The sequence below is a fragment of the Sphingobacterium alimentarium genome (assembly GCF_004342685.1).
Classification (GTDB): domain Bacteria; phylum Bacteroidota; class Bacteroidia; order Sphingobacteriales; family Sphingobacteriaceae; genus Sphingobacterium; species Sphingobacterium alimentarium.
The window spans coordinates 88,175-94,707 of sequence record NZ_SMBZ01000007.1 but is presented as its reverse complement, the minus strand read 5'-3'; the positions used below and the strand labels follow the sequence as shown (position 1 = coordinate 94,707).

The window sequence follows — 6,533 nt, the reverse complement described above, 5'->3', positions numbered from 1 at the left end:
TGATAGGCTACAGGTGTAAAGGTTGAGAGACCAAAGCTGAGTAGTACTAATAGCCCGAAGCTTTCCAAGCGGATAGTCACTGTTGTCTTCTTCTTATTTCTATTTTTTCTTTCAATAGTATGTCAATGTAGTCTCAAAGAGACATTAAAGATCTTTGGGTGCCTATATCGGCGGTGTTCACCTCTTCCCATTCCGAACAGAGCAGTTAAGCCCGCCCGAGCCGATGGTATTGCCGTAACAGGTGGGAGAGTAGGTCGGTGCCTTCTTTTATTAAAACTAAAGCCTTATCACAACAACGTGGTAAGGCTTTTTTTATGCTCGATAATGAAGTTCTCCTTTCACAGCGCAAAACAATCACCTCCTGACCAGCATCAAGTCCCGCTCCTGCGGATTCAGTTTGCTTAACATATACTGTTTAATACCGCTACTTTTTATTTCATCAAAAGCAGTAATAATGCCTCTTGTATTAGCTTCATCTGTAGGCTTGAGGAGTACAATGGCATTTTTTCCTTCGGTTGTAGCGTTTATTACCTTATTTATTTCCACTATTTTTTGCTTTAAGTGAGTGGACAAAGGCTGTACTTGCTCTATAACTTGTATAGGATTTGCCATATTACCATGTATAATGGAGTATGAATTATGATGTATTAGTACATTCACAATTCTATTTTCATCCAACTCAATAGGAGCGTTGGTGCTCTTGTCGGGTAAGGCAACATCCAATGTGTTTGGTTTATTAAGAGAAGTCGTCAGCATGAAGAAGGTGATTAGCAAGAATGCTAGATCGACCATTGCTGTAAGATCTACTTTGGGAGACATTTTTCTTACTCTACGGGCTCGTCTTGTATCCGAGGAAGGCGCGCTTTGCTTGGTGTTTAATTCTGCCATAATCGTGTTATTTAGTTGGTGTCTTTATAACGATGATGATGCAGAAGTCTATTTTCCATAAAAAAGCTCTCAGCAATGTTAAGAGCTCAATAGATATTCTAGATAAATATTATTCTTCCGTGTAAAAGTCAATTAAACTTCCTACATACTCATTGTCCCAGCCTTCCACGATCTCATCATATGCTTCTTCGGGAATGTTGGAATGGTTGACCTCGAAAGATGTTCCTTTCTTGTGCTCATGAAGTTTGATGGTAACAATAGAAGGTACATCTTGCTCGAAATACCATTCTTGAACGATCATTTTATCGGGTTCCAATTCTAGGAATTTACCATTGATGCTGCCGTCCCATAAGGAAAACTCACCGCCAACCTGTGGATCTATTTCTACTAAATCTCCTGTCCAAAGACGAATAGTAATTTCAGTTGTTAATGCCTTATATATTTCCTCTGGTGTAGCAGGGATGATATAGTATTTTTTAAAATTTTTCATGATTATCAAAGATAATGTAATTGAATAGTATTTTAATTTTTGTTTATGAATTTTTACTTTTGGATATGAGTAATATACTTCCCAACGATTTGATTAATTCCCTAAAAGGCGATCCTACTTTTGACTACGAAGCATTTGTTGCAATCCATGATAAAGAAGAGAAAACCACTTCGATACGGCTAAATACCGCTAAAGTATCGGATATAAATGCAGTAGACTGTCAAGTCGCAGGAAGGATACCTTGGTGCGAAAATGCGTATTACCTAGCTGAAAGACCTATTTTTACCTTAGACCCTTTATTTCACAGCGGATGCTATTATTCGCAGGAGGCGAGTTCTATGTTTCTGAATTTCGCTTTGCGCGAACTAAAAATCGTCGCCAACCCGGTACGTACTTTGGATCTATGTGCCGCACCCGGGGGCAAATCTACACTCCTAAGCTCTTCATTGCATAAAGACAGCCTACTGGTCGCGAATGAAATTATTAAATCTAGAGTGAATATCCTGAGTGATAATTTAATTCGCTGGGGTAATGCGAATGTCATTGTCACCAATAATGACCCATCAGCTTTTGGACGTTTACCCGGTTATTTTGACTTGATGGTGGTGGATGCACCTTGCTCAGGATCGGGAATGTTTCACAAGGATCATTCTGCGGCCGATGAATGGTCTTTGGCAAATGTAAAGTTGTGCAGTGAGCGTCAACAGCGTATCCTCGGGCAAAGTTTGCCTGCGCTTAAGCAAGGAGGTTATTTGTTTTATTCCACCTGTTCGTATTCTAAGGAAGAAAATGAGCAGATAGTGGATTGGTTGATTGATGAATTTGAGATGGAGTCAATATCGTTGGATATACCGAGTGAATGGAATATCAACCAAACAATGAGTGATGTTCATGCAGCGAACTGTTATCGATTTTACCCGCATATGCTACAAGGGGAAGGTTTCTTTTTGGCAGTGCTACGGAAGAAAGGTGTACAGGAGACTTTCTTCATGAGAAAAGTAAAGAAGGAAAAAAATGCCGCGCCTCAAAATATTGCCGCAAATTGGATGAATACAGAGGGCCTTTACTCTTTTTTGCATAATGATACCTTGCACGTATTTCCGCAAAAATATGAACTGGATTTACAGGCTTTGCAAAATGTACTGTATATAAAGAATGCAGGGACAGAAATTGGAACTCTAAAAGGCAAAGAGTTTATTCCTGAACATGATCTGGCTTTGAGCAATTTGATTCGTAATGATATACCGAGTATTGAACTTACATTGGATCAAGCGAGAAATTACCTTCGAAAAGAAAATATGCCTATTGAAATCAATACGGACAACCTAAAAGGATGGGTATTAGTTAAATATCAAGGAATAAATTTGGGCTGGATTAAAGTGATGCCCAATAGGATAAATAATTACTACCCTAAAGAAATCCGAATTGCTAATCTATAGCTTGCTGGTGAGTTATAGCGATCTTGCAGATGTCTTTGGCAACCTCTTCTTTCGATTTGAGTTCAAAGGTGTTGATATCTCCCTGACGCGAGAGTATAGTTACTTTATTGGTATCTGTACCAAACCCAGCGCCTTTGTCTTGCATAGAATTTAGGACTATGAAGTCTGCGTTCTTACGGACGAGCTTATCTTGTGCATGTGCTAACTCATTATTAGTTTCTAAGGCAAAACCAATAAGAGTCTGCTTGGCGGTTTTGCATGCGCCTAGGGTACCAAGTATATCTGTTGTTTTTTTGAGTTGAATGGAAAAGTCTTCTGCTTTCTTTTTTATCTTCTCGGTTGCAGGATTGCTGGGCGTGTAATCAGCTACTGCGGCGCTCATGATAATGATATCGCTTCTATCAAAGACTTGGGCGCATGAATCATACATTTGTTGGGCAGATTGCACAGCGATCTTATTGATGCCTGTAGAGGCTTGTAGGTGAGTTGGACCGCTTACAAGTGTGACTGATGCACCTAACCGCAATAACTCTTCTGCAATAGCGTATCCCATCTTCCCTGAAGAATGATTTCCAATAAAACGCACAGGATCTATCGCTTCATAGGTAGGCCCTGCAGTAACTAAAGCAGACTTGCCCGCTAAAGGTTTGTCAGCTGTTAAACTATGTTCTAAAAAGGCTACAATTTCTTCAGGTTCTGCCAGTCTTCCTTCACCGACCAATCCACTTGCTAATTCTCCACTATTGGGTGGAATAATAATATTCCCAAAAGAGTTTAATAGCGAAAGATTACGTTGTGTAGCCGGGTGTTTCCACATATCTAAATCCATTGCGGGAGCCAGATAGATCGGGCATTTGGCTGAGAGATACGTGGCCGTAAGAAGATTGTCACAAAATCCATTGGCCATTTTGGCAATAGTATTTGCAGACGCCGGAGCGATCAGCATTAAATCTGCCTGAAGTCCCAAATGCACATGATTATTCCATTCACCAGTTTTCTCGTCGTAGTAATCGACCAGAACAGGTTTTTTGGATAATGTAGATAAGGTAAGTGGAGTGATAAATGCCGTAGCATCTGGAGTCATAATGACTTGCACAGCAGCTTCTTCTTTAACAAGCAGGCGAATTAAAGAAGCTATTTTGTATGCGGCTATACTGCCGCATACACCTAGCACAATATTTTTGCCTTTTAAAGAAGACATGCTGATAGCTATTATTCTTGATCTTTAGAAGGGTTTCTAAAGTATACTTTGTCTTTCAAAAATTCGTCAATCGCAACCAAAGTTGGTTTTGGCATACGTTCGTAGTGCTTAGAAATTTCGATTTGTTCACGATTTTCGAACACCTCTTCCAAGTTGTCATTGCTGCTCGCAAATTCAGCTAATTTAGCATTTAACTCTTCTTTTATTTCTACACCGATTTGGTTCGCACGCTTGCTAATAATTACGATTGATTCGTAAATATTCTCAGTCGTTTTGTCCAATTCTCTCAAATCTCTAGTTACTGTAGTATTTGGGATGGCGTTGTTTTTTGCTTGACTCATATTAACTAAATATATTATATTAATTCCTTATTTTGTTGAATTGGTTGTACTAGCTTCCTCTGTTTTAGTCTCCGTAATACCCAATTCTTTATTTCTGTCTTCTATTTCTTTATTGTACTCATTCACCATGCGAATCGCTGCTACAATTTTACGGTCTGCATTATTCTTCAAATCATCAGCTTCTGCCTTAAATTTGCTTTGTGGGAAATGCTCAACAAAACTATTGTAGTAATCTAAGGCTTGATTGAATCGCTCTTCCTGACGGAATACTCGGCTATTATCCGCATATAGATATTGAGATTTCACCATGAGGAATTCAATTTCTTCTGCATATTTCGTGTCCGGGTATTGTCTCAACACATTTTCTAAAGCGATTACCGCTGCACGATAATCATCCGCTAATCCCATATTATAGTATAGCTTGGCATTATCAAATGCTTTTTTCTCCAGCTTATCACGAAGGCTTTGAATCAGTGCTCCTGCCTGCTGTGCTCTTTCGGACTCCGGGTAGTAATTCACAAACAATTGCAATTCGTCAATAGCTTTCCTGGTATTTTCTTGATCCAATGTCGATCGTGGTGAATCTAGATAATAGCAATATGCAGCCATATAGCGGCATTCTTCTGCTCTATCACTATTGGGATAAGTATTCGCAAAATTTTTGAAATGAAAACGCGCAGAGGTGTAGTCCTTCAATTTATAGTTGGCATTGGCAATCAGATAGAATAAATCTTCTGCTTCTGCCCGGCCCCTATATTTGGAGGCAAGATCATCAAATAAAATTAGTGCTTTGGAATACTTCCCTTTTTCATAGAGCTTAACGGCCTCTTGATATTTTACAGTGATATTATTGCTATTTCGAAGTTTTTCAAACTTACTTTTACAGCCAACAAATACCAATGTAATCAGGCACAAAGCAAAAATTACACTATTACGTCTATTCAGAAACATTTTACAAAGATACGTCAATTAACAATAATATTCAATTAAATTTTAAACCGCAATTTACTTGATTTTTAGCTACTAATATATTTTTTGCAACGGCTTTAACAATCTTTAACCATTTCTAAATTAATGTCATTATTTTGGGAATATTAGCTTGTTAATTTTTGTTGGGGATAAAAATCATTATATTTACAGATTAATAAGTAATAATGGAAATGAGCTTACGAGAACGCGTTGAACAAGCATTAGATACTATCCGTCCTTATTTGGAAACTGACGGTGGGAATGTGAGTATTGAAGAGATTACGGAGGATCGGATCGTAAAGTTGAAATTAATAGGCGCTTGTGCTAATTGTTCGATGAGCATTATGACTTTTAAAGCTGGACTTGAACAAGCCATCAAAAAAGCTGTTCCTGAAATTGTAGCTGTGCAAGCCATCAACCTAACGGATATGAATGATCCCAATGCGACTACTCCTGGATTAGTGTAACAAAAATGTTGTTCATTGATTAACACATTTTAACAGGTGAGTTTAGCCTTAAATTTTATTTTTGTTAGAATGTTGAATAAAGCCATTAAATATTTTCTTGTCTGCATGGGAATAATCTGTCTCATGTCTTCTGCTGTTTTTGCACAAAGCAAGAAAATTCTGCAGTTTAGTGGGTTGATTACTTCTACAGGTTCTGATCTGCCTGTTGGATTTGTTTCTATTCGCAACACCTCGCACAATAATCAGACTTTCATGTCCAACAACGATGGTTTCTTCTCTTTCGTAGCGCATGCGGGCGATGTGATTGAATTTACGAGTGTGGGGTTTGATCCTGTTACCTTTCAAATTCCCGATGTACAGGACGATAAATATACCGCTTCCATTAAAATGCGAGCGCTCCTGATTGAACTTCCTGCAGTCACACCCTTTCCTTGGGCAAGTTATGAAGATTACTTGGCCGAATTCATGGCATTAGGCGGTGATGACCCGATTGCAACAGCTCGAAGAAACTTGAGTCCTGATGCTTTGGCTGCGCTTGCACGTGTGGTACCACGTAGTGCTGAAGAGATACAGACCTACAATTCATTGCAACGCCACCAGTATATGCAAAATAGGAATATCAATCAGCGTATGAATAATCCTTTCTTAAATCCATTTAACTGGTATCAATTTATAAATTCCATCAAAAAAGGTGATTACAGCCGTGAAAAGCTAAAATATTAATCCGTCCAACAGAAC

General features: G+C 38.6%; 8 protein-coding genes and 1 rRNA gene. 4 read left to right on the top strand and 5 right to left on the bottom strand.

The genetic code is table 11. The features are described 5' to 3' along the window. Window positions 1–154: 154 nt before the first annotated feature. Window positions 155–266: ribosomal RNA gene (gene rrf / locus EDC17_RS04475) — 5S ribosomal RNA — on the top strand. An 88-nt stretch (window positions 267–354) separates the two neighbouring features. Here rrf and EDC17_RS04470 read toward each other — a convergent pair. After that, window positions 355–888 (bottom strand): ExbD/TolR family protein, encoded by a 534-nt coding sequence (locus EDC17_RS04470; RefSeq protein ID WP_132776942.1) that lies wholly within the window; start codon window positions 886–888, stop codon window positions 355–357. Between the two features lie 109 nt (window positions 889–997). Further along, the gene (locus EDC17_RS04465) at window positions 998–1,378 is read right to left on the bottom strand and encodes an SRPBCC domain-containing protein (protein ID WP_132776941.1); all 381 of its coding nucleotides are present in this window, start codon (window positions 1,376–1,378) and stop codon (window positions 998–1,000) included. Window positions 1,379–1,443: 65 nt separating this feature from the next. Here EDC17_RS04465 and EDC17_RS04460 point away from each other — a divergent pair, with 65 nt between their 5' ends. Continuing rightward, window positions 1,444–2,817, top strand: coding sequence for a methyltransferase RsmF C-terminal domain-like protein (locus EDC17_RS04460; RefSeq protein WP_132776940.1), 1,374 nt, complete (start codon window positions 1,444–1,446; stop codon window positions 2,815–2,817). Here the strand turns inward: EDC17_RS04460 and coaBC are convergent. The 3 genes from coaBC to EDC17_RS04445 are packed head-to-tail and all read right to left on the bottom strand — an operon-like array spanning window position 2,807 to window position 5,310. Beyond that, entirely contained in the window at window positions 2,807–4,018 is a 1,212-nt protein-coding gene (gene coaBC, locus EDC17_RS04455; RefSeq protein ID WP_132776939.1) for a bifunctional phosphopantothenoylcysteine decarboxylase/phosphopantothenate--cysteine ligase CoaBC, read from the bottom strand. The two genes, EDC17_RS04460 and coaBC, sit on opposite strands and share 11 nt — an antisense overlap. An 11-nt stretch (window positions 4,019–4,029) precedes the next feature. After that, window positions 4,030–4,359, bottom strand: a complete 330-nt coding sequence (locus EDC17_RS04450; RefSeq protein WP_132776938.1) for a DNA-directed RNA polymerase subunit omega — start codon at window positions 4,357–4,359, stop codon at window positions 4,030–4,032. Window positions 4,360–4,386: 27 nt separating this feature from the next. Next, complete coding sequence (locus tag EDC17_RS04445) at window positions 4,387–5,310, bottom strand: outer membrane protein assembly factor BamD (protein WP_132776937.1); 924 nt, start codon at window positions 5,308–5,310, stop codon at window positions 4,387–4,389. A 209-nt stretch (window positions 5,311–5,519) separates the two neighbouring features. On the opposite strand from EDC17_RS04445, the gene EDC17_RS04440 reads away from it, so the two are divergent. After that, window positions 5,520–5,795: a NifU family protein gene (locus EDC17_RS04440; protein WP_132776936.1), complete on the top strand. Its 276-nt coding sequence runs from the start codon at window positions 5,520–5,522 to the stop codon at window positions 5,793–5,795. A 105-nt stretch (window positions 5,796–5,900) separates the two neighbouring features. Then, the gene (locus EDC17_RS04435; RefSeq protein ID WP_243646043.1) at window positions 5,901–6,518 is read left to right on the top strand and encodes a hypothetical protein; all 618 of its coding nucleotides are present in this window, start codon (window positions 5,901–5,903) and stop codon (window positions 6,516–6,518) included. Window positions 6,519–6,533: the final 15 nt, after the last annotated feature.

Bases quoted from the DNA above. Each gene is read 5' to 3' on its own strand.
- coaBC (WP_132776939.1), bottom strand. From the start codon at position 4,018: ATGTCTTCTTTAAAAGGCAAAAATATTGTGCTAGGTGTATGCGGCAGT.
- EDC17_RS04460 (WP_132776940.1), top strand. From the start codon at position 1,444: ATGAGTAATATACTTCCCAACGATTTGATTAATTCCCTAAAAGGCGAT.
- EDC17_RS04445 (WP_132776937.1), bottom strand. From the start codon at position 5,310: ATGTTTCTGAATAGACGTAATAGTGTAATTTTTGCTTTGTGCCTGATT.
- EDC17_RS04450 (WP_132776938.1), bottom strand. From the start codon at position 4,359: ATGAGTCAAGCAAAAAACAACGCCATCCCAAATACTACAGTAACTAGA.
- EDC17_RS04470 (WP_132776942.1), bottom strand. From the start codon at position 888: ATGGCAGAATTAAACACCAAGCAAAGCGCGCCTTCCTCGGATACAAGA.
- EDC17_RS04440 (WP_132776936.1), top strand. From the start codon at position 5,520: ATGAGCTTACGAGAACGCGTTGAACAAGCATTAGATACTATCCGTCCT.
- EDC17_RS04435 (WP_243646043.1), top strand. From the start codon at position 5,901: ATGGGAATAATCTGTCTCATGTCTTCTGCTGTTTTTGCACAAAGCAAG.
- EDC17_RS04465 (WP_132776941.1), bottom strand. From the start codon at position 1,378: ATGAAAAATTTTAAAAAATACTATATCATCCCTGCTACACCAGAGGAA.